This is a genomic window from Clostridium sp. AM27-28, from assembly GCF_003480955.1.
Taxonomy (GTDB): Bacteria; Bacillota; Clostridia; order Lachnospirales; family Lachnospiraceae; genus Otoolea; species Otoolea fessa.
On record NZ_QUJT01000003.1, the window covers coordinates 127015 to 150071 of the forward strand.

Below are 23057 nucleotides of genomic sequence, written 5' to 3' on the forward strand. Positions count from 1 at the left end.
TATTAATTATCTGAAACTTCCACAAATTCAAGCTGATACGTTTTTAGAACCCGATCGTTCGTCAGATCGAGGATCTGCAGCTCGCCTGTCTGCACACCGTCCGCTCCCTCGATATTATAATGAATCGGAAGCGTGATATCGCCGCCGATCTCCCTCGGTTCCATGACCGTCTTAGTCACAGTATTGCCGGCAATCGTCTGCTTCATCACAATACTGACGCGGATATGCGTATCTCCGGAACTTGGTCCAAACAGTTCACTCATCTGGAATTCATCGTTGATCGCCGCCACATAGCGGGTTCCTTTTCCCAGACTGACTGTATAGCCAATGGCACTTCCCTCCGGTGTATCTGTTTTCTCCAGGACATCCTGACTGATGATCTTGCCCTTTGCCACTTCTGAACTCTTCGCTTCCTTGCGCTCGCCAAGCCCTAATCCGACCGCTTCCAGAACAACTTTTGCATTTTCCTCTGAAAGCCCTGTAATCCTCGGCATCGGTACCGTCGGTACGTTCGGACCTGTGCTGACATACAGCGTCACCGTGCCGCCCGGATCCACGCTGGACGGACTGTATCGGATCACTATACCGGAGGCAACCGTATCGCTGCTCTCTTTCTGCACTACTACGGTCAGTTTATTTTCTTCTGCCAGAAGCGTCTCCGCATCCTCGCCGGACATCTCTTCCAGTCCAAGTTTCGTCAAATCTATTGCCTCATTGCCTTCTCCGATCGTGACGATAACTTCCGTCTGTTTCGAGACAACCGTGCCGCTGGCAATACTCTGACCGATGACCTTCCCTTTTTCAGAGGTTTCCGACTTTGCATATTCATAACGGATTTTCAACGACTGCTTTTCCAATGCTGTCTTCGCCCCATCCTCCGTCATGCCGTCCAGTGACGGAACCCTGCACTCCGTTGATTCCAGACTCTCGCTCTCAGACGCCTCCGAAGAAGCTTCAACGGTCGTCTTCGGATGCTTCTGACTACCAGATCCCAGATTAAAGATGCCTGTCAACTTCGCAGCAATGACAATCACAACCACCACAATCAATACGGCTGCACCGATTCCAATCATCGTAAGCAGGCGCTCCATCTGCGGATTGACATCCTCGCTGTCTTCTTCTATACGGCGTCCCTTCCGTCTACGGTCCGGGCGCCTTGAGGTTTCTTCCTCATAGACATCCGTCTCTTCTTCCTGCCAACCTTCTATCTCTTTCTCCGGCTGTTCCGGCTCTTTCCAGACTACCTCACCACGTTCATTTTCTGTCGGAACCGGTCCGGTCTTTTCACTCACTGCCGGATGTTCCATCGTTTGTTCCAGATTTCGATTTCTCTGTGCATCCATCTGGCGGTTCAGTTCCTCGGCCCCGCGCACGACTGTCGGGGAATTTTCATCAAATTCCGGTTCTTTTTTCAGAAAATCATCGTTTGGATCCACCAGCGCATGGCGCAGATCCGCGATCAGCTCATACGCATTCTGGTAACGGCGTTCCGGATTTTTCTGGGTACATTTTAAAATAATGCGGTCCAGGCTTGCCGACACCTCCGGGTTGATGCGGCTCGGCGGCTGCACCGGTTCTTCCAGATGTGCCAGTGCCACTGAAACCGGGGTATCCCCGTCAAACGGAAGTTTTCCTGTTAGCATCTCATACATCGTGATTCCCAGTGAATACAGATCGCTTCGTCCGTCACTATAATTTCCTTTTGCCTGCTCCGGCGAGATATAATGCACGGAACCGACCGCATTGACCCCAATCGTCTGGGACGATACAGCTCTGGCAATACCGAAATCCGCCACCTTCACCTTGCCGTCACGCGAGATAATCATATTCTGCGGTTTGATGTCCCGGTGCACAATATGCTGGTCATGTGCCGCTGCCAGCCCCTGCGCTACCTGGATGGCAATTCCAATCGTTTCTTTGACGCCCAGATGACCTTTCTTGAGAATGTAGCTTTTCAGCGTGATTCCCTCGATGAGTTCCATGACGATATAATGAAGACTGCCCTCATCCACAACGTCATAAACACTCACAATATTTGGATGGGAAAGCCCTGCCGCCGCCTGCGCCTCCATCTTGAATTTGCTGACGAAATTCGCATCCTGGCTGTACTCATCCTTTAAAACCTTGATCGCCACCAGACGGTTCAGAGTGTGGCATTTTGCCTGATACACCTCTGACATGCCGCCCGTGCCAATCAGTGAGAGGATCTCATAGCGATCCTGCAGATAAGTTCCCGGTTTCAGCATCATGATTCTCTCACCTCCTTGATCTGCGGGTCAATCAATATGATCGCGATATTATCTTTCCCGCCGTTCTGGTTTGCGAGCGCCGTGAGCGCCCTTGCCTTGGTGTCCAGGGTTCCCGGCAGAAGCACCATCCGGTAAATTGCTGAATTATCCACCATATTAGTTAACCCGTCCGAACACAGCAGTATGTAATCGCCCGGGTTCAGTGAAACCTCAAAGAAATCCGGCTCCACATGCCCACCGATCCCGACTGCGCGGGTAATGATATTTTTCTTCGTCTCATATTCCCGGCTGCCGCGGCTCATCTGTCCCAGCGAGACCATCGCCTCCACGTAGGAATGATCCCGGGTAATCTGATGAATGCCGGAGCGCTCAATCCGGTAGAGACGGCTGTCCCCCACGTTTGCCACATAGAGTGTATTTCCCTGAATTGAAGCCGCTACCAGCGTTGTTCCCATGCCGGCAAGTTCCTCGCGCTCACAGGAAAGGGAATAAAGTTCCTGATTGACTGCCTCGATCCCCTTTCGAAGCGCCGCGACCGGCTCATTCTCACCACTCTCTTTGATATATTCCGGCATATGCTCGATCAGATAGCGCGAAGCGAAATCTCCCGCCTGATGACCGCCCATTCCGTCCGCCACGACAAACAGGTTGGAGAGTTCTCCCACCGGCTCCGTGCTGGCAAACTGGGCGTCCTGATTGACCTTACGCGTTTTTCCAATATCCGTCAGTGCGTATGCTTTCATTTGACCGCCGCACCTTCTTTCTCCTGCTCTTTATCCATATAGCTCTTCCGGAGCTGTCCGCAGGCACCGTCTATGTCGCGCCCCATCTCGCGCCGGATTGTCACATTGATTCCCTTAGATTCCAGACATCCCTTAAATGCTTCGATCGCTTTCCGTCCCGACTGTACATAAGAGCGCTCCTTGATCGGATTGACCGGAATCAGATTCACATGCCCGTGCTGATCCTGAATCAGCGCCGCCAGCTCGCGCGCCTCGTCCAGATTGTCGTTGACTCCCTGCACCAGACTGTACTCAAACGTCATGCGGCGTCCCGTTTTTTCAAAATAGTAATGACAGGCCGCCAATACATCCTTTAACGCATATGTACGCGCGATCGGCATCAAGCTCTTCCGCACCTCGTCATTCGGCGCATGCAGAGAAAGTGCCAGCGTGATGGTCAGTCCCTGATCTGCCAGCTCCCGGATCTTCGGAACCAGCCCACAGGTGGAAACCGTCACATTCCGCTGACTGATATGCAGTCCGCCTTCCTCCGTCAAAAGATGGATAAAGCGGATCAGGTTATCGTAATTGTCCAGCGGTTCACCCGATCCCATCACAACCACGTTGGAAACGCGTTCGCCTGTATCGCGCTGAATCTGATAAATCTGGTCCAGCATCTCCGACGGGCGCAGGTTCCGTTCCAGGCCGTCCAGGGTCGAAGCACAGAAACGGCAGCCCATCCGACACCCCACCTGCGAGGAAATACAAACGGAATTTCCATGCTTATAACGCATCAGGACACTCTCGATGACATTGCCGTCCGCGAGGCGGAACAGGTACTTGCGGGTTCCATCGATCTGCGAAATCTGCACCCGTACCTTTTCCAGTGATACATACTCGCACGCGTCCTGCAGCTTCTGCCGGAGTACCTTGGAAAGGTTTGTCATATCGTCAAAGGAAGATGCCAGTTTTTCATGCATCCACTGATAGATCTGGGCGGTCCGGAATGGTTTTTCGCCCAGACTCACCAAAAAGGCACGCAGTTCCTCCTGCGTCATTGATTTTATATCCTGCTTTTCCATATCGGACTGCCTCCCTCTCTCCTATATGCACTCTCGGAGTCTTTCCTGTATTCATACACTGTTCCGTCCAGTTATCCTTTTCTTTTCATCACAGAGATGAAAAATCCATCACAAGGATGAACGCCCGGATAGAGCTGGATGTATCCCTCTTTCAGGCTGTCTTCCTGAAAATCAATCCCCAGACGACCACTGATATCAACCGGCTCAAATGGATATTCGTTTAAAAACCATGCCCGGTTTTCATCATTTTCCAGACGGTTGACCGTGCAGGTGCTGTAAACCAGCACTCCACCCGGCTTCACGTACTGCCAGACCACCGACAGCATCTGCCGCTGCAATGCAGCCAGGTCCCGGATTCCGTCCATTGAAGCGTTGTATTTGATATCCGGCTTGCGTCCGATAATGCCAAGTCCTGAACACGGCAGATCGGCAATGACCACATCCGCTTTCTGCTCCATCGAAGCATCGAATTCACACGCATTCCAGGCGCAGGCAGAGACGTTTGTACAGCCGCTGCGGGCAATATTCTCCTTGATCAAAGATACCTTGTAATCACTCACATCCCGGATCTCAACCTGTCCAGTTCCGTGCAGCAGATCCGCCGCATGAAGCCCTTTTCCACCCGGTGCCCCACAGACATCGAGTACAAAATCACCCTCTTTGATACCCGCCGCATCACCAGCCAGCGACGAACTCAGATCCTGAATCCGGATTAGTCCTTCGCGGAACGCATCCAGACTCTCTGGATAGTCCACTCCCGTCAGACGGTAAACACCGCTTCCCGCCGCTGTCTCCTCTGCCGTCACGCCCTGGGCGGACAGGGAGGCAAGAATCTCTTCTTTCCCTGCACGGCTCTCGGCAAACCGCACCATAAACGGACGTTTCTCCAGACCAGCCTGTGCCATCCTGTGCGTCGTCTCTGCCCCATAGTTTTCCTTCCAGAGAGATAAAATCCAGTCCGGCATTGAATACCGCACTGAATCATCCGGGAAGGTCAGTTTGCCTTTTCCACGCGTCACAGAACGCAGCACACCATTTACAAAGCCGGAAAGTCCGGAAAATCCGCGTTTTTTCGCAAGGCGCACCGCCTCATTGCACGCCGCCGAATCCGGTACACGGTCCATATAATAAATCTGGTACACGCTCATCCGCAGAAGTGTGCGGATAAACGGTTTCATCTTATGAACTTTTGTTTTGGAATATGCGTTGATAATATAATCAATCTGGATTTTATACTCCACCGTCCCGTCCACAATCCGTTTTAAAAACGAGCGGTCTGATTTCTCCAGATACTGATATTTAGAAAGAGCCTGAAAAAGGGCCAGATGTGTATACTGTCCCTTTTCCAGAATCTCAGTCAAAATTTCTGCCGCTATTTCACGCAGCGCAGTTCCATCAGTCATCGCGTCGTCCTCCAAATAATATAATCAGACGCAGAAGCTGTAAAATCGAACCAGCCGCCGCTGCCACATACGTCAGTGCCGCCGCACCAAGCACCTGTTTGGTATATCCAACTTCTTCCCCGCGAAGAATCCCTGTTGAATCAAGCAAACGTACCGCACGCGCGGATGCATTGAACTCAACCGGAAGCGTCACCAGCTGGAACAGCACCGACAAGGAAAATAAAAGAATTCCAAGTGAAACGATCGGAGATCCCATGCCGCCGATCAGGACACCAATCAGGATCATAGGCCAGGAAAGCTGTGCGCCGATGTTGACCACCGGCACCATTGAACCGCGCAGGCGCAGCGGAACATACTCAGATGCATCCTGCATCGCATGTCCGCACTCATGCGCCGCAACACCGATCGCCGCGACCGAAGTAGAACCATATACACTCTCAGATAAATTCACGGTCTTGGTCCGCGGATCATAGTGGTCGGTCAGACTGCCTGCCACCTGGCGGATCTGGACATCATAGATGCCCTGTGAATTTAAAAGCTGTCTCGCTGCCTCGGCTCCTGTCATGCCGGTCATGCTCCGGACTCTTGAAAACCGCGCGTAGGTGCTTTTTACCTTCGCAGATGCCCCTAATGACAGAAATACACCAATTAATACCAGAATCATCGTCGGATCAAACATACTGTAATATCCATATCCGTATCCGTACATATCACTCCAACTCCTTTCAAACGCCTGGCTGCCTGTAGCAGTTCAGTTCCTGCTGAAGCATTCATTTTATCCGAGCTTTACTCCTGTTTCCACCGGATATCCGCGTAAAAATGCCGCCGTATCCATCCGCTTCTTGCCTTCCAGCTGAAGTTCCCGGATCGTGAGAAGCCCTTTGCCGGTCTGGACAGAGAATGCATCTTTACCGACACGTACCACCTGTCCGAATGTCTCCGGTGACGGCCTTCCCGCCGCATCTTCCTCGACATCCGCCGACCAGATTTTCAGGGTTTTTCCTTCAAATTTTGTATAAGCGCTCGGCCATGGATTTAAGCCGCGGATCAGGCGCTCAATCACTGCCGCATCCATCGACCAGTCGATCTGCCCCATCGACTTATCGAGCATTGTCACATGGGTTGCCTCTGCCTCATCTTGTTTAACCGGATGCAGGATTCCCGCCTCCGCTTTCTCAAGCGTGGAGAGAATCAGCTTTCCTCCCGCAAGGCTCAAGCGGTCAAACAGGCTGCCGCCTGTCTCTTTCGGATCCAGGCGTACTTCCACGGTATCCAGGATATCTCCGGTGTCCAGACCGACATCCATCTGCATCGTCGTCACACCGCTGACCTCATCGCCATTGATGACCGCCCACTGGATCGGGGCTGCCCCACGGTATTTTGGCAGAAGCGACGCATGGATGTTGATACAGCCGTATTTCGGCAGGTTCAGAATCCGCTCCGGCAGAATCTGGCCAAATGCAATCACGACGATCACGTCCGGCTGAATCTTCGTCAATTCCTCAAAAAATGCCTCATTCTTGCGGACGCGCACCGGCTGATACACCGGGATTCCATATTCCAGCGCTTTTTCCTTGACAGGCGGCATTGCCATCGCCTTGCCGCGTCCCTTCGGCTTATCTGGCTGTGTCACCACCGCCGCTACTTCATGCCGGCTCTGATAGAGCGCTTCCAGTGTCGGAACCGCAAAATCCGGTGTTCCCATAAATACGATCTTCATATCTGCCTGTCACCCCACTCTTGTTTCTCTCATTCTGCCAATGTGCTTTATTCTTCCTCTGCCGTTACATCCTCTAACGGACCTTCTACCAACTCCACATACAGATGTCCGTGCAGATGATCGCACTCATGGCAGATCGCACGTGCCAGGAAATCATCTGCTTCCAGGACAAACTCTTCCATTTTTTCGTTCAGCGCGCGTACCTTTACGTGGCTCGGACGGGTTACCATACCAGCCTTGCCCGGAACGCTTAAGCAGCCTTCCTGACCAGTCTGGCTGCCGGACATTTCCTCGATGACCGGATTGATCAGGACATACTGGTTGCCGTCCTCCACGTCGATTACTACGATCTGTTTGCGGATACCGACCTGCGGTGCTGCCAGACCTACGCCGCCGGCTGAATACATCGTGTCAAACATATCCTCTATCAGTTCAAGTGTGTGATCGGTTACCTCCGTCACTGCCTTACACTCTTTTTTCAGTACCTCATCGCCAATAGTTCTAATTGACCGGATTGCCATTTTATACACTCTTCCTCTCTATGATATATCGTATTGAATCTGGACCGCCTGCCATTTTGTATCTGCGGCAGCCAGGGTTTCAATCTGACCCCTGATTTGATCCAGTATAGCACATTTTTCACACTTTATATATAAAATTTTTCTGTAGATGTCATTAACTTTGTATACCGGTGCCGGAACCGGACCGATACACTCGGCACTTTCGCGCAGCCGCCGCGCCGCCATTTCCGCACATTCATCCAGCACCGCCTCATCGCCGCAGGCAAAATAAACCGCAGCCATCTGGCAGACTGGTGGATAATGAAGCAGCCTCCGGTAATTGATCTCATGGCTGTAAAACAGCTCATAATTCTGCGCCGCTGCCGCCTGCACGGCATAGTGTTCCGGCCGGTACGTCTGGATGACCACATCGCCGGGCTTCCCGGCGCGTCCCGCTCTGCCAGCCGCCTGCGTCAGAAGCTGGAACGTCCGCTCCGCGCTGCGGTAATCCGGCGTATTTAAGGAAAGATCCGCCGCCAGGATTCCGACCAGCGTCACTCCCGGAAAATCATGCCCTTTTACAATCATCTGCGTGCCGATCAGGATATCTGCCTCACGATTTGCAAATGCCTCCAGAATCGCTTCATGTCCGCCTTTTTTTGCCGTTGTATCCGCATCCATCCGCAGGATCCTCGCATCCGGAAACCGAATTTTCGTAAATTCTTCCATCTTCTGCGTTCCGGCCCCAAACCCGGCAATATACGGTGATCCGCAGGACGGACACTGCTTCATCAGTGGAATCGTATAGCCGCAGTAATGACAGACCAGACGGTTCTTCCCGTGTAGTGTCAGGGAAACATCACAATGCGGACAGGTCACCGCCTTTCCGCAGGAACGACAGGAAACAAAATTGGAATAGCCGCGCCGGTTCATAAAAAGCATCGTCTGCTCGCCACGTGCGAGTCTCTCTGTCAACATTGCATCCAATGACCGGCTGAACACCGATTTATTGCCTGCCTGCATCTCCGCACGCATATCAGCGATCTGTACCTTCGGCAGGATACTTCCCGCCACCGCCCGGTGATGCAGAGTCAGAAGCACATATTCGCCATTCTGCGCCCGCAGATACGATTCCAGGGAAGGAGTCGCTGAGCCCAAGACCAGCGAAGCCCCGGAAAGCCGGGCGCGCTCCGCCGCTACTTCCCTTGCATGATAGCGCGGCATCGTCTCGCTCTTATAGGCGCCCTCATGTTCCTCGTCGATCAGAATCAGTCCCAGATTGGAAAATGGGGCAAACAGCGCCGACCGCGGTCCGATCATCACGGAAACCTCGCCCCGCGCCGCCCGTTCCCACTGATCATAGCGTTCTCCTGCAGAGAGACGGGAATTCAGAATCGCGATCTGATCGCCAAATCGCCGGTAAAACCGCATCACCGTCTGATATGTCAGCGAAATTTCCGGGATCAGCAGAATCACCTGCTTTCCATCCCGCAGGACACGCGCCATCAGCTCCATGTAGACTTCGGTCTTTCCACTTCCCGTAACGCCGTGAATCAGATACGTTTCACGTTTCCCCGTCTCATAATCCTCACAGAAACGGTCAACCGCCGCCTGCTGCTCTTCATTGAGATGCACGGTCTGTCCGGCTGGACGCGGCAGTTTTGCATGGTTTAACCCGCGTTCCTCACGGGAAACTTTCACTGAAAGCTGTCCCTGTTCCTCCATCGGGCGGATCGTCGCCAGGGTCAGGTCAAGCTCCCGTCGGGCAAATTCCATCGGAATATCCAGATTGTCCCGGAATGCCTCAAGGAGCCGCACCCGCGCCTTATAATGCCGCTTCTGTGCCGCCAGGATTGCCGCTTCCAGCTCTTCCTGGTTTAAAAGACAATGCAGCGTCTTTTTCTCGCGCGGTTTTATCTTTTCCTTGACGGGAAGTACGGTTTTGAGCGTCTGGTTCATCGTCGCGCCATAACGTTCCCGCATCCACCACGCCAGACGGATAAGCTGAGATTGCACCGACATACTGCCCGGTGCGATCCCAGCTATCTCCTTGATGCGGGATGGGTCATACTCCGCCGTATTTCCCATTCCCACCACATATCCAGTCCGAAGTGAATTACCCTTTCCAAACGGTACCGTCACGCACGTTCCCGCCGTAATCTCCTCCGCCAGCTGCGCCGGAATCCGGTACTGAAACGGGCGATCCACCTTCTCATGGGATATATCTATAATAATATCCGCGTATTGATACGCCATGATTCCTTCTCTTTCTATTTCTAATTCAAGTCGAACGTCCGTGAGATTTGGCGCGTGATTCTGGTCAGCGAAGCTGACATATTCTTTACAGAATCACTGCGCATCCTCGCGGAGCGTTTATCTCAGTCGGAGAATGGACTCCTACTGAGACAAACTTGCTATTACTTACCACCTGAAGAGGTGGGAGTCTTCTCGACTGAGATAAACCTCGCTGCCGTCTCCCCCAGCTTCATACTGTTGGAACCCTTAAACAGGACTGCATCTCCCTCACCGATCTGTGCATCCAGCCAGTCAAGCATATCTTCTTTTTCGTCCTCTTCAAACGAAACGACATGCAGATCCGGTTTGACTTTCTTTGCTCCCTCGGCGATCGCCTGCGCCAGTTCGCCATATACAACCAGGATATCGACCGGTTTTTCCGCCAGAAACGCACCAACTTCACGGTGGAACTGAATCGTATTCTCTCCCAGTTCCTTCATATCCGCCAGAACCGCAATTCTGCGTCCTGCCGGCAGGGAAGAAAGCACACCTATCGCCGCTTTCATCGAATCCGGGCTTGCATTGTAGGTATCGTCCACGATCGTATAACCATTTTTATGATAAATCTGCTGACGGTTCTTGAACCCGCCAAATTCAAGCAGCTTTTCCGCTGCATCGGCAAGCGGCACACCGTAGGCATCCGCAACCGCCAGGGCAGCCAGCGCATTCATGACATTGTGCTCGCCCATAACAGTCAGCTTCACCGGGACGCGCACCTCACCGTGTACCATCGTAAAGGACGGAAATCCATCCGGATATGAAAGATCCTCGGCGCGGTAGTCGTTATCTGCTCCAAGTCCATAACGGACGGTATGGCAGCCTGCTTTTGCATGCACGGTGGAAAGCATATCATTATCTCCATTTACAAACAGGATTCCGCCTGCCTTCATACCGTCCTGGATATGCAGCTTTTCTTTTAAGATATTCTCGCGAGAGCCCAGATTCTCAATATGCGTCACACCGATATTCGTCATGACTGCCGAATCCACCGCCGCAATCTCCGCGATCACCGCCATCTCGCCCGGCTCACTCATTCCCAGTTCCAGCACGCCGATCTCATCATTCTCAGAAATCTCCGAGATCGTGAGTGGCACACCGATCTGGCTGTTGTGGTTTGCCGGTGTCTTGAATGTCTTATATTTCGCTGAAAGCGCCGCCGCCACCATTTCGCGCGTCGTCGTCTTTCCCACGCTGCCGGTGATACCAACTAACGGGATAGAAAGGCGTGCCCGCAGGCAGCGTCCGATCGTCTGCAATGCCAGTTTCGTATCTTTCACCTGGATCAGCGCGCCGTGAAAGCCCTCCGGTGCCGCCTCATGCTCCGAAGTCAGTGCGGCTGCCGCCCCATTGTCCATCGCCTGAACCAGGAAACGATGCGCGTCTGATTTCTCCCCGATCAGCGGAACAAACAGATCCGCCCCGCGCATACTCCGGGAATCAATGCTGATGTGTTTTAACTCTGTATCTGCATCTCCGCAGAGCAGTGTTCCCGACACTGCTTCCACGATATGTCTGACTGTAATATGGTCCATATTTTGCCTCCAAATTGATTACATATGCAGCTTCTTCACCGTCTCCTGCACTACTTCCCGGTCAAGGAAATGATAGCGCACGCCCTCGATCTCCTGATAATCCTCATGCCCTTTTCCGATGATCGCGATGATATCGCCATCCTCCGCATGGGACAAGCTGTACTCAATCGCTTCGCGGCGATCCGGGATTTCAACGTATTTGCCGTCGGTTTTTGCAAGTCCGACCTTGATATCTGCCAGAATATCTTCCACTTTCTCAAAGCGGGAATTATCCGCCGTGATGATCGACAGATCTGCCAGCTTTCCGCCAATCTCTCCCATCGAGTACCGGCGATCCCGCGCCCGGTTGCCGCCGCATCCGAAGACGCAGACGAGACGCTTCGGCTTGTAGTCGCGCAGCGTCAGAAGAAGACTTTCCATGCTGACCGCATTGTGGGCGTAGTCAACGATCACGGTGCACTTTGCTGATTTATATACAATCTCCATCCGTCCATCGACCTGGATATGTTCCAGCGCATGGCAGACTTTCTCCTTCGGCAGGTCAAAGAAGCTGCACACGCCCGCTGCCGCCAGCGCATTGTCCACGTTAAATTTGCCCGGAATGCCAACGCGCAGATCGCTCTCATATCGTCCATGCGTCTGAAATTCGATGCCCACGAAATCATGTTCACGCACATAGCGAATGTCATCCGCTGTAAAATCAGCCGCCTGTTCCAATGAAAAGGTCAGGATCTTTGCTGTCGCCCCTTCTACGATCGCATCAAAGTGCGGATCATCGCGGTTGACGAGCGCAGTCCGGCAGTTTTTCAAAAGCTGCTTTTTATAGTAAAGATATTCTTCAAAACTTGCATGTTCATTCGGACCAATATGATCATTGGAAATATTCAGGAAAATTCCATAATCAAAGAAAAGTCCGTCTACCCGGTGCATCAGGTAGCTTTGGGAAGAAACCTCCATCACGACGTAACGGCAGCCCTCTTCCACCATTCTTGCAAAATATTCTTGCAAAATATAAGATTCCGGCGTCGTATTCTTGGTCGGATAATGATTCTCACCGATCACAGCGCCGTTCGTTCCGATGAGACCCGTCTTCTGTCCGGCTGCCTCCAGAATCGCCTTAATCATATAAGTAGTAGTCGTCTTTCCCTTCGTGCCGGTCACACCGATCGCCGTCATCTTCCGCGCCGGATAATCAAAACGTGCCGCCGAAAGAAGCGATAGCGCGTTCCGTCCATTCTCCACTTGAATGACCGTCACGTTCTCAGGCGCCTCAACCGGATGCTCGACCACCAGAACCGGCGCGCCCTTTTCAACCACATCCGGGATAAAGGTGTGCGAATCGACGTTTGTCCCGCGCATACACACAAACACCGTCCCCGGCGCCGCCTTTCTTGAATCGTAGACCACCTCGTCAACCTCCGTCTCCAGGCTGCCCTGCAATAATGTATACGGCAATTCTTTCAGCCAGCTTTTAAGCTTCATAGGATACCTCCTGATTTTGATATTTTATAATGATTCCGCTTTTTAATATCCTTCTTCCATCATGTTTTCAAACTGCTCCATGCTCATCAGCACCTTACGCGGCTTCGTGCCTTCTTCCTCACCGACCACGCCTGCATCTGCAAGCTGATCCATGATACGCGCGGCACGGTTGAAGCCAATCTTAAACATACGCTGCAGCATGCCGATGGATGCTTTGTCTTTCTCAATAATAAATTTACCTGCCTGTGCAAAATAGGCATCGCGCTCACCGCCGCCAAAGCCCGCATCCATCGCCGTCGAACGGATCTTGGACTCAACCTCGGCGCTGTACTCTGCGGTCAGCCCCTCCTGTTTCAAAAATCCGACCACATCCGAAACCTCATTGTCGGACACAAACGCGCCCTGTACACGCTGCGGTTTCTGATAGCCCGACGGATAGAACAGCATATCGCCCTTTCCGAGCAGTTTCTCCGCGCCGTTCATATCAATAATGGTACGGGAATCCACTCCGGAAGAGACGGAAAAAGCAATTCTCGACGGAATATTTGCCTTGATCACACCGGTGATGACATTGACCGATGGTCGCTGCGTCGCAATCACCAGATGAATGCCCGCTGCACGCGCCAGCTGGGCCAGACGACAGATCGAATCTTCTACTTCGCCCGGCGCTACCATCATCAGATCGGCAAGCTCATCCACGATAATGATGATCTGCGGCAGTTTCTCCGGTTTCTTCGGATCGTCGATATCCGCGATCGACTCAACCTTGGCATTGAAACCCTTAAGATCGCGCACGCCGTATTTTGCAAACTTCTGGTAACGGTCGGTCATCTCTGCCACCGCCCAGTTGAGGGCGCCGGACGCCTTTTTCGGGTCGGTCACAACCGGAATCAGAAGATGCGGAATACCGTTGTATACACTTAACTCAACCACCTTGGGGTCGATCATGATGAGCTTGACCTCGCTCGGCTTCGCTTTATAAATCACACTCATGATCAGCGTATTGATGCAGACTGATTTACCTGATCCGGTCGCACCCGCGATCAGAAGATGCGGCATCTTCGCAATGTCGCTGACAACCGTCTGACCTGCGATATCTTTTCCGACCGCGAATGCCAGCCGGGACGGATATTTCTTAAATGCCTCTGACTCCAGCAGATCGCGCAGCAGAACCACATGGTTCTCCTTGTTCGGAACCTCGATACCGACCGCCGCCTTGCCAGGAATCGGTGCCTCGATACGGATGTCCGCCGCTGCCAGATTTAACTTGATATCATCCGCCAGCGCTACAATCTTGCTGACCTTGACCCCCTGCTCCGGGTGAAGCTCATAGCGGGTAACCGTCGGTCCACAGCTGATGTTTGTAACCGTCACGCCCACGCCGAAGTTCTGGAGCGTCTGCTGCAGCTTGATCGCTGTCTCCCGGTACTCCTGATCCGAGAAATCGGTCTGTCCCGTACCGCGTTTTAAAAGTGTCAATGGCGGGAATATGTATTCTTTCTGGATCTTCTTTTCTTCCTCTTCCTTGCGCTCGATCTGCTCTGGAACCGTCAGTTCCTCAACTGGAAGTGCTTTTCGTTCTTCCCGTTTCTGCTCCAGTTTTTTCTGTATCGCCTCTGTATCTGTCTCGATCACCTTTCCGGATGCGGTCACGACCGTTTTGGAATCCTCCGGGACAAAGAAACTGCCCTTTGTCTCGCCCCGCTCTGATTCCAGCGTCTTATAATAGCCATCGATTGGTTCGGAATCCGTTTCCCCAGATATAGGTTCGTTCCATTCATCCTCATTTCCCATCGAAACGGTTTCCCACTCGTTTTCCGATGGCTCAAAGACATCCTGATGCCCTAAATCTGTATGAACCTCCTCTGCGGTCAAACCGGACGCCGCCTCCGCAGCCGGTTTCTCCCGTGTCTCTACCGGATAATAGCCTGGACCTTTCCGGCTCTCGCTGCCAGCAAATTCTTCCATCGTCCGGGTATCACGGCGTACATACAGGCGTTTCAGGAGCTGGTCGCTCGCACTGTCCTCTGCCTCTGCAGTCTCTACTGTCCGCGCCGTCTCGCGCTCCGATTCTTCCTGAAACTGGGATTCTGAACCATCGTATGCATATGTATCCTGCTCCGATTCCACTGGTTCTTCTTCGTACTCCACTAGATCTTCTTCATACTCCACCGGTTCCGGTTCTACCGCTCCGCCGCCGTGAAATATCTGACCGCGAAATACATCTGCCGGATTCTTCTTCTCTACTCCCTGTCCGGAATCCTGTGCCAGATTTTTTCCCTCTGCCGGAACATCGGTCCAATCATCATAAGCCGCTGTCTCATCCTGCAAGCTTTCCTGTCTTCCATGCATCTCACGGAATTCCTCCGGTGCGTCCTCCGGTCCCAGCACGGTTCCCTCCGGGACTCCTTCCGAGAAATTCCGCATCACTGGCAGCTCGGTCAGCTTGGCGCCCTCGAGATCAACGCCACGGACCCGCTGCTCCTCCCGCAGACGGCGTTTTTCTTCCTTTTTCTCCTCATGTATCTCACGGCGGCGGCTCATATCTTCTTTCGCATACTCATATGCCCTTCCGCTGCCCTGTTTAACGAAGTTTACCAGGGAACGCTCCGTAATGCACACAGCACCGAGTGCCAAAAGCACCAGCAGAATCAGAACTGCTCCGATCGTTCCCACTGTTCCGCACAACAGCAGCATCAGAATGCCACCGATAAAGCCGCCTCCACCTGCCTGCGCGTAATAATCGCCCAGATTCCAGTCCAGATGCTGACCGCCTCCCATGAGAAGCTGGGAAAGTCCGCAAAATGCCAGAAGCACCTCGCCAACCGCCACCAACTTGGCTACGGCTTTCTGGTTGCCTCGGTTTGAAAGATAAAAACAAGTTCCCATAAATAAAAGGAATGGCACCAGATACCCCATCACGCCGAATACGCCAAGCAGAGTCGATCGCAGAAAACTTCCGACAAAGCCGCAAAGCCCGAAATTGCTCAAAAACAAAAGTACCGATATTGCAAATGATACAATAATCGCCACTTCCGTTCCCATAAATGCCCCTGTACCACTTTTCTCCACCGGCTCCGGCGCCTGGCTGGCGCGGCTTCGGCTTCCTGTTCCTTTCGCGGTGCCTTTTCCAGACGAAGCTTTCTTCTTCCCCCTACTCTTTTTCTCGTTCAGCGTCTCCTCCGCTTTCTTCGCCGCAGGGGACTTTCTGGATCGCCCGGCTTTTTTCTCTGTCCCAGCTGTCTCCCCGGCACGCTCTGTACTCTGTCTTTTCCTGCTTGTATCTGCCACCTGTCTCATGCCTCCAACATTTCCCATGTATCTGCGGTTCCTCCTGTTTCACAAAATACAGCCTCCCGCAGACTGCTTTTCTCATTTTACATTCTTATTATCTCATTCAGTATACCCAAATTCAGGGAAAAAAGCAACGCTTTCCTAAAATTTTCGCACGTATGTTCTACTTTCTTTTCAGATTTTCACTAAAATCCGTCTTCGTCATCCGGTCGTGTGCATCTATTTCTTGTTTCTTCCCATCGATCGCCCGGTTCAGCCATGCAAGCGCTTCCCGGATCCCGCCGCATTCATCGATCAGTCCCTCCTGGACCGCCTCCCCGCCAACCAGGACCGTTCCCAGATCTTTTGTCATCATCTCCGTATTGAGCATCAGGCTCCGGAGGCGCTCATAGGAGATCTGACTGTGTCCGGACACAAAGCTTAAAATACGATCCTGAATCATTTCAAAATAATCATACGTCTGCACGGCACCGATCACCATCCCCGTCATCCGTACCGGATGTACCATCATCGTCCCGGTCGGGACAATAAAAGAGTGATCGACCGCCACTGCGAGCGGCACACCGATCGAATGGCTGTCCCCGATGACCAGTGAAACGGTCGGTTTGCTGAGCGAAGCAATCATCTCCGCCAGTGCCAGTCCACAGCTTACATCGCCGCCCACCGTGTTAATCAGGACTAAAACTCCCTCCGTCTCACCGCTCTCCTCGATCTCCGCCAGCTTAGGCAGAATATGCTCATATTTCGTCGTTTTCGTATTGCCGGACAAATTTTCATGTCCCTCTATCTCTCCGATGATCGAGATTAATTCAATGTGATTGCCATTCTTTCCCGTAATATCCGTCTGTCCATTTTCACGCTTCTGAATCGGATCCTCCTGCGCCTGTTCCCGACTTTCTCCCGCCTTATCTGCCTGCTTGTCCCACGCTTCATTTTCCCATTCCCTGTTTTCACGATTTGCCCGAATCATATTTTCCTCTTTTCTGCGCTCTTTTCATCTTACACGCGGATTCAATGTTTTTTCTCAACTGCCTAATTCATTCTTAGTATTCTGTCTTCCTATTATCTTTATTCACTGAAACCGCTTTTTATACAAACAAGGATGTACCTTGGCTCATTCGGGCGTCTCGCGCGGTCACTTGCGACATGTTTCTGCTTCGCGCGAGTGCGCATCCCCGCGGAGCGTTTTTTATTTCATAGGACACAATTTCCTATGAAACAGAAAAAGAGAGCTGGGAAAAGCTGCCTTTTCTCCCTGCTCTCTTTCAAATAATTTTTATTAACTTTTCATGAAATTAATCGCCCAATACGTTGACGATCTTCGCCGGGGTACGATAATTCCAGGTGGAAATCTTGATACCGGACCTTGCATTCGACGCATGGCACACGCGTCCGCCGCCAATATAGAGTGCTACATGATTGATTGTTCCGCCGCTGTTTGTATAGAAGATCAGATCGCCCGGACGCATCTGGGAGGAACTGATACTTCTTCCTGCTCCCGCCTGAGAACCCGAATGATGCGGCAGGCTGACACCAAAATGCGCCATAACCGACATCGTAAATCCAGAACAGTCCGCACCGTTTGTCAAGCTTGTACCGCCCCATACATATGGATTTCCAAGGAACTGGGTCGCGTAGTTTGCGATCTGCGCACGCTTGGAGGAGCCGCTTGAAGATGCTTTCTGGCTGCTAGAACCACCTTTACTGCTGCTCTTGCTTCCAGAGCCTCCCTGGCTGCTCGCCGCCTTGGTCTCAGGCTCCGGTGTCTCCTCAACCGGTGTAAACTCGATCGCCTCATTTAACGCATACCGCACATCGACAAATTCAGTCGCTACATAGGCACTCGTCTCATCCAGTGCAATCTGCACCCAGCCATCCTGCTGGCTCATAACCGTATACCGCTCGCTGTTGGAAATCTGCGTCCAGATCGGCGCGTCCGTGTTCGGTTCCGTACGGGCATTTAGACGGTCTGTCGATACAATCGCCATCAGCTGTGCAACCTGCAGTGCCTCCTGCTTCGCCGCATCTCCTGTCAGGATAAATTCAGATTTAACATAGCCGGTAACCGGACCGGACTTGATCTTGTACCAGCCGCCATCCTCTGTCGTTTCCAAAATCTCACCACCGGACTTGCTTGTCATCTTACCGATGATCTTCGCATCTTCCTTCGGCTCCACACGGATATTTAAGTAGTTATTGACATTGGAAATACCCAGATTGTCATACATGTTGAGAACCATCGTCCGCAGATCCAGCTTACGCGCCTCATTTAACGCATAGCGCACATCCGCATAATCCGCTGAAATATAGCCCCCGCTGATCTGAATCCAGCCGTCCTGCTCGCTGACAATGGAATAACGCTCATTTTTCAGCGCCTGTTCCAGCACCTGCGCGTCCTCACTCGGCTCACTCCGGATATTCAGCTTGTCAGTCGTGATGACCGCCATCTTCTTGACCAGCTCAAATGCCTCTGTTTTTGCCGCCTCGCCGGTCTGTACAAATTCTGAACTGATGTAGCCCTCCAGACCGCCGGAAGATATCTGATACCAGCCTTCCTGGGAATCGTCCAGAATCTCGCACGCACTGCCGCCCATCAGTTTGCCAATGACATCGGAGGTTGTACTGGCGCTCTCACGCATATTAAGATAACCAGATACATCCACAATACCCAGATTCTGGTAGGACTCGACTACATTTTTCTTTTCTTCGTCCTCTTTTGCCTGTTCCTCATCCTCCGGCAGCGTCTCTCCGATCACGGTTTCCTGCACCTCTGCCTCGGATGCCGATGCCACCCGGGCGTTTCCAGAACCTCCGAACGTGCCGCCCTGTGCCAGCTTCACGATGATAACCAGAGCCAGCACCACAATGACAGCACAGCCTCCGATCATGAACCAGTGCATCGGATCTTTGCCATTTCGTCTCTGACGTACTTTCTGCAGGCGTTCTTTATAATCTTCTGTCTTTTGCTCTTCCATCTTATCCTCTCCCTATCAGTCTCCCAGCATATTGACAATCCGGTACGGATTCCGGTAATTCCAGGTAGAAATCTTGATGCCGCTTCTCCGGCTCGCCGCATGGACGATCTGACCATTGCCAATGTACATCGCCACATGGTTGACCGTTCCCTTGCGATTCGTATAGAAAATCAGATCGCCCGGACGCATCTTCGAAGAATCAATCTTCGTACCCGTCCGCGCCTGTTCCCGGGACACCCGCGGCAGGGACACGCCCGCCACATGGCTGTATACATACTTTGTAAAACCAGAACAGTCCACACCCGAATGCGGGTCATTACCGCCCCAGACATAACGGTTTCCGACAAACTGAAGCGCATAGTTGACAATCTGGGTCCGCAAAGATTCCTTTTCTTTTAATGGGGTAAATGGGATCGCCTCCGGCAATGCATAACGCACATCTACGAAATCAGTCGCCACATACGCACTCGTCGTATCGAGCGCAATCTCGACCCAGCCATCCTGCTGGCTTATAACATCGTAACGCTCATTGTTAGAGATCTGCGTCCAGATCGGCGCATCCGTGCTCGGCTCCGTGCGGGCATTCAGGCGGTCGGTTGAAACGATCGCCATCAGTTCTGCAACCTCCATCGCCTCCTGCTTCGCCGCATCTCCTGTCAGGATATACTCCGCCTTCACATATCCAGTGACGGGACCCGACTGGATCTTATACCAGCCGCCGTCCTCGCTCGTCTCCAGAATCTCTCCGGCAGACTTGCTCGTCATCTTACCGATGATATTGCCATCCTCACTTGGCTGATCGCGCACATTCAAGTAATTATCCACACTGGAAATACCCAGATTTTTGTATAAATTCAGCACCATCGCACGCATATCCAGCTTCCGCGCCTCATTGAGTGCGTATTTGATCTCTGCATAATCCGTGAAAATATAACCGCTCGAAATCTGAATCCAGCCATTCTCCGGCTCACCCTCGACCACATAGCGCTCATTTTTCAATGCCTGACCGACAACCTCAGACTCCGTGTTCGGCTCTTTTCGGATGTTCAGGGAATCTGCCGTGATGAGCGCCCGCTTTTCAACCAGTTCCAAGGCTTTTTTCTTCGCCTCATCCCCGGTCAGAACAAACTCTGAACTGATATAACCGGAAATACCGCCAGATTCGACCTGATACCAGCCTTCGGTTGAATCATCCACGATCTCACACGCACTGTCGCCCATCAGCTTGCCGATGATGTTGCCATCCGTGCTCGCCGTCTCACGCATATTCAGATAACCAGACACCTGCACGATACCCAGATTTTTATAAGAAGCTACCACTGCTTCTTTCTCTTTGATCTCCTCCGCTCTGGACTCTTCGGATGCCTCGTCCTTCGAAAGCTCTGATGCTGTCGCCGCCCCATTCTTTGCAATTCCGGCTCCCGCCTGACGGCTGAGCAGGGACTTGCCTGCAAATGCTGCAACTGCAAGAGCAATCACCACCCCTGCTGCTATCACTCCGAAGCGCAGATTCTGACTCTTATCTTCGCCCTGGCGCCTGCGCGAATGTCCCGCGGATTCCCGGACCGGATTTGGTGTCTGATCCTGAGCTGGCTCTGATTCCTGACTCTGAACTGCTTCCGGCTCTTGAATCCGCTCCGTCGCTGGCACCTGTTCTGACTCCTGCGTTTCTTTTTTGTTTTCTTCTTCTAACATATGGATCGCTCCTGATTTTTCTTGAAATTATGACTTAATATCTTAAACGTAATTTTTATTTTATCATATTCGTAGGGAATTGCCAAGGAAGGATATGGAGGAAAAAATGAATTTTCTATAAATGAATTATTACAGAAGTGTTAAGTTGTAGATAAATGGTTAAGTCGTGAAAGGTGGAATTAGTTGGAAATATGGGAGAGGAGAATGCACGACTATAAGTGAGAAAGAATGCCCTCCGACCGCTCGCGCCGCCGGAGGGCATTCTTTCTCACTTATAGTCGTGGTTTTTAATTTGTTGACCCACTTTTCATTCCGTATACTTTTTGTCTGTTATCGGTTAATGATTTTGATAAAAGCCTTCAAATCTTATAACCCCTGCTTATTTGGCAAGCATCATACGATCATTCGCAAATTCTTCTCCGCTTACCTTTTCAAATCTCTCTAACAGGTCTTCTACCTGCAGATTCTTCTTCTCTTCCCCTGCTACATCGTAGATAATCCGACCTTCGTGCATCATAATCAGACGGTTGCCGATCTGAATCGCATCTTTCATGTTATGGGTAACCATAAGCGCGGTCAGATTTTGTTCGTCTACGATCTTTTCGGTAAGATCGAGGACTTTGCGGGCTGTTTTAGGATCGAGGGCGGCGGTGTGTTCGTCTAAGAGAAGGAGCTTTGGCTTCTGGAGAGTTGCCATCAGAAGGGTGAGCGCCTGGCGCTGTCCGCCAGAGAGTAAACCCACTTTGCTGGTCATACGGGTCTGAAGCCCCAGATCGAGCTGTGCCAATGCCTCACGGTAGAAGTCCTTTTCATTCTTTTTGATGCCCCAGCCGAGTCCTCTGGATTTGCCGCGGCGCAGTGCCATGGCAAGGTTTTCCTGTATCTCCATATTGGCGGCGGTGCCGCGCATCGGATCCTGGAAGACTCTGCCGATATATTTAGCGCGTTTGTATTCTGGCTCCCTGGATATGTTTACACCGTCGATCTCGATTTTACCAGAATCGATCGGATATACGCCTGCGATCATATTTAACATGGTGGATTTTCCAGCACCGTTTCCGCCGATGATCGTCACGAAATCGCCCGGTGCCAGGTGTAAGTTGATACCGTTTAAGGCTTTTTTCTCATTAACAGTTCCTTTATTAAAAGTTTTCTTTACATTTGTTATCGTCAGCATTACTCCTCGCCCCCTTCTGAATAATCTTTTCTCAGCCGATATTTAGCGAGTGCTACCGGAATACAGAGTGCCAGTGCTACAATGACAGCAGAGAGCAGCTTCATGTCGTTTGCATCCATACCCATGCGGAGTACAACCGCACGGATCACAAAGTAAATGACCGAACCGACAACCACGGAGGTCAGTTTCCAATAAAAAGAGGTCAATCGTCCCATCAGGACTTCGCCGATGACGATCGCCGCCAGACCAATGACGATCGCACCCGTACCACTTCCAACATCACCATATTTCTGGCTCTGGCAGACGAGTGCGCCGGAGAGAGCGACCAGGCCGTTGCTAACCATCAGGGATAAAAGCTTCGCCATACGAGTGTCCACGCCCAGCGCACGCACCATATCCTCGTTGTTACCGGTTGCACGCATCGCACTTCCGATCTCGGTTCCGAAGAACCAATAAAGAAACAGAATAGCCGCCACCGCCAGCACAATTCCAACGATCATCGATGCCTGTGCCTGAGTCATCCCGAAGGAAGTAGCCAGACCACTGATAAGTGTCTTGACTTTCAGAAGCGGCAGATTGCTCTTTCCTCCCATGATCCGGAGGTTGATCGACCAGAGGGAAATCTGGGTCAGAATTCCTGCCAGAATCGCTGGTATCTCAAATACAGTATGAAGAATACCCGTTACCGCACCAGCCACGACACCGGCTGCCACTGCAACTAAAAGTGCCAGCACCGGATTTACTCCTTTGTTGACTACCAGGACTGCACAAACGCAGGCACCCAGCGCGAAACTTCCGTCTACCGTCATATCCGCGATATTCATCAGGCGGAATGTAATGTAAACTCCCAATACCATGATTCCCCAAAGAACGCCCTGTGCGACCGCGCCCTGCAGGGATACTAATAAACCGCTCAAACTTTTACCTCCCC

16 protein-coding genes are annotated in these 23057 nt (G+C 52.0%); all 16 read right to left on the minus strand.

Annotated features, from left to right (window positions below):
- Window positions 1–2 precede the first annotated feature (2 nt).
- The 16 genes from pknB to DW720_RS05180 all read right to left on the minus strand — a co-directional run bounded on the left by pknB (window position 3) and on the right by DW720_RS05180 (window position 23043).
- A complete protein-coding gene (gene pknB, locus DW720_RS05105) occupies window positions 3–2249 on the minus strand; it encodes a Stk1 family PASTA domain-containing Ser/Thr kinase (protein ID WP_118749318.1) in 2247 nt (748 codons plus the stop codon).
- Window positions 2246–2992, minus strand: a complete 747-nt coding sequence (locus DW720_RS05110; protein WP_118293193.1) for a Stp1/IreP family PP2C-type Ser/Thr phosphatase — start codon at window positions 2990–2992, stop codon at window positions 2246–2248. Before DW720_RS05110 ends, pknB begins: the two co-directional genes overlap by 4 nt.
- Entirely contained in the window at window positions 2989–4053 is a 1065-nt protein-coding gene (gene rlmN, locus DW720_RS05115; protein ID WP_022358690.1) for a 23S rRNA (adenine(2503)-C(2))-methyltransferase RlmN, read from the minus strand. Before rlmN ends, DW720_RS05110 begins: the two co-directional genes overlap by 4 nt.
- A gap of 71 nt (window positions 4054–4124) precedes the next feature.
- Complete coding sequence (rsmB, locus tag DW720_RS05120) at window positions 4125–5456, minus strand: 16S rRNA (cytosine(967)-C(5))-methyltransferase RsmB (protein ID WP_118672888.1); 1332 nt, start codon at window positions 5454–5456, stop codon at window positions 4125–4127.
- Window positions 5449–6165 (minus strand): zinc metallopeptidase, encoded by a 717-nt coding sequence (locus DW720_RS05125; RefSeq protein WP_118482174.1) that lies wholly within the window; start codon window positions 6163–6165, stop codon window positions 5449–5451. Before DW720_RS05125 ends, rsmB begins: the two co-directional genes overlap by 8 nt.
- 66 nt (window positions 6166–6231) lie before the next feature.
- A complete protein-coding gene (gene fmt / locus DW720_RS05130; protein ID WP_118749319.1) occupies window positions 6232–7176 on the minus strand; it encodes a methionyl-tRNA formyltransferase in 945 nt (314 codons plus the stop codon).
- 47 nt (window positions 7177–7223) lie between these two features.
- On the minus strand, window positions 7224–7697 hold the full coding sequence (gene def, locus DW720_RS05135; protein WP_118293195.1) for a peptide deformylase: 474 nt from the start codon (window positions 7695–7697) through the stop codon (window positions 7224–7226).
- 18 nt (window positions 7698–7715) lie between these two features.
- A complete protein-coding gene (gene priA, locus DW720_RS05140) occupies window positions 7716–9932 on the minus strand; it encodes a primosomal protein N' (RefSeq protein WP_118749320.1) in 2217 nt (738 codons plus the stop codon).
- 161 nt (window positions 9933–10093) lie between these two features.
- A complete protein-coding gene (gene murF, locus DW720_RS05145; protein WP_117795534.1) occupies window positions 10094–11503 on the minus strand; it encodes a UDP-N-acetylmuramoyl-tripeptide--D-alanyl-D-alanine ligase in 1410 nt (469 codons plus the stop codon).
- Window positions 11504–11521: 18 nt separating this feature from the next.
- Window positions 11522–12985 (minus strand): UDP-N-acetylmuramoyl-L-alanyl-D-glutamate--2,6-diaminopimelate ligase, encoded by a 1464-nt coding sequence (locus DW720_RS05150; RefSeq protein WP_106999968.1) that lies wholly within the window; start codon window positions 12983–12985, stop codon window positions 11522–11524.
- 42 nt (window positions 12986–13027) lie between these two features.
- Entirely contained in the window at window positions 13028–16030 is a 3003-nt protein-coding gene (locus DW720_RS05155; RefSeq protein ID WP_347560703.1) for a DNA translocase FtsK 4TM domain-containing protein, read from the minus strand.
- A gap of 412 nt (window positions 16031–16442) precedes the next feature.
- Window positions 16443–17249, minus strand: a complete 807-nt coding sequence (locus tag DW720_RS05160) for an ATP-dependent Clp protease proteolytic subunit (protein ID WP_106999969.1) — start codon at window positions 17247–17249, stop codon at window positions 16443–16445.
- A 325-nt stretch (window positions 17250–17574) separates the two neighbouring features.
- The gene (locus DW720_RS05165) at window positions 17575–19254 is read right to left on the minus strand and encodes an SH3 domain-containing protein (RefSeq protein WP_118695869.1); all 1680 of its coding nucleotides are present in this window, start codon (window positions 19252–19254) and stop codon (window positions 17575–17577) included.
- Window positions 19255–19269: 15 nt separating this feature from the next.
- Window positions 19270–20949: a C40 family peptidase gene (locus tag DW720_RS05170; protein ID WP_118742574.1), complete on the minus strand. Its 1680-nt coding sequence runs from the start codon at window positions 20947–20949 to the stop codon at window positions 19270–19272.
- A 379-nt stretch (window positions 20950–21328) separates the two neighbouring features.
- Window positions 21329–22126 carry an ABC transporter ATP-binding protein gene (locus tag DW720_RS05175; protein ID WP_117795542.1) on the minus strand — a complete coding sequence of 266 codons (798 nt, stop codon included), beginning with the start codon at window positions 22124–22126 and terminating at the stop codon, window positions 21329–21331.
- On the minus strand, window positions 22126–23043 hold the full coding sequence (locus DW720_RS05180; RefSeq protein WP_117795544.1) for an ABC transporter permease: 918 nt from the start codon (window positions 23041–23043) through the stop codon (window positions 22126–22128). Before DW720_RS05180 ends, DW720_RS05175 begins: the two co-directional genes overlap by 1 nt.
- Window positions 23044–23057 lie beyond the last annotated feature (14 nt).

What these genes read in the sequence shown, in the direction of transcription:
- pknB (WP_118749318.1), bottom strand. Translation starts at nt 2,249, where the DNA reads ATGATGCTGAAACCGGGAACTTATCTGCAGGATCGCTATGAGATCCTC.
- DW720_RS05110 (WP_118293193.1), bottom strand. Translation starts at nt 2,992, where the DNA reads ATGAAAGCATACGCACTGACGGATATTGGAAAAACGCGTAAGGTCAAT.
- rlmN (WP_022358690.1), bottom strand. Translation starts at nt 4,053, where the DNA reads ATGGAAAAGCAGGATATAAAATCAATGACGCAGGAGGAACTGCGTGCC.
- rsmB (WP_118672888.1), bottom strand. Translation starts at nt 5,456, where the DNA reads ATGACTGATGGAACTGCGCTGCGTGAAATAGCGGCAGAAATTTTGACT.
- DW720_RS05125 (WP_118482174.1), bottom strand. Translation starts at nt 6,165, where the DNA reads ATGTACGGATACGGATATGGATATTACAGTATGTTTGATCCGACGATG.
- fmt (WP_118749319.1), bottom strand. Translation starts at nt 7,176, where the DNA reads ATGAAGATCGTATTTATGGGAACACCGGATTTTGCGGTTCCGACACTG.
- def (WP_118293195.1), bottom strand. Translation starts at nt 7,697, where the DNA reads ATGGCAATCCGGTCAATTAGAACTATTGGCGATGAGGTACTGAAAAAA.
- priA (WP_118749320.1), bottom strand. Translation starts at nt 9,932, where the DNA reads ATGGCGTATCAATACGCGGATATTATTATAGATATATCCCATGAGAAG.
- murF (WP_117795534.1), bottom strand. Translation starts at nt 11,503, where the DNA reads ATGGACCATATTACAGTCAGACATATCGTGGAAGCAGTGTCGGGAACA.
- DW720_RS05150 (WP_106999968.1), bottom strand. Translation starts at nt 12,985, where the DNA reads ATGAAGCTTAAAAGCTGGCTGAAAGAATTGCCGTATACATTATTGCAG.
- DW720_RS05155 (WP_347560703.1), bottom strand. Translation starts at nt 16,030, where the DNA reads ATGGGAACGGAAGTGGCGATTATTGTATCATTTGCAATATCGGTACTT.
- DW720_RS05160 (WP_106999969.1), bottom strand. Translation starts at nt 17,249, where the DNA reads ATGATTCGGGCAAATCGTGAAAACAGGGAATGGGAAAATGAAGCGTGG.
- DW720_RS05165 (WP_118695869.1), bottom strand. Translation starts at nt 19,254, where the DNA reads ATGGAAGAGCAAAAGACAGAAGATTATAAAGAACGCCTGCAGAAAGTA.
- DW720_RS05170 (WP_118742574.1), bottom strand. Translation starts at nt 20,949, where the DNA reads ATGTTAGAAGAAGAAAACAAAAAAGAAACGCAGGAGTCAGAACAGGTG.
- DW720_RS05175 (WP_117795542.1), bottom strand. Translation starts at nt 22,126, where the DNA reads ATGCTGACGATAACAAATGTAAAGAAAACTTTTAATAAAGGAACTGTT.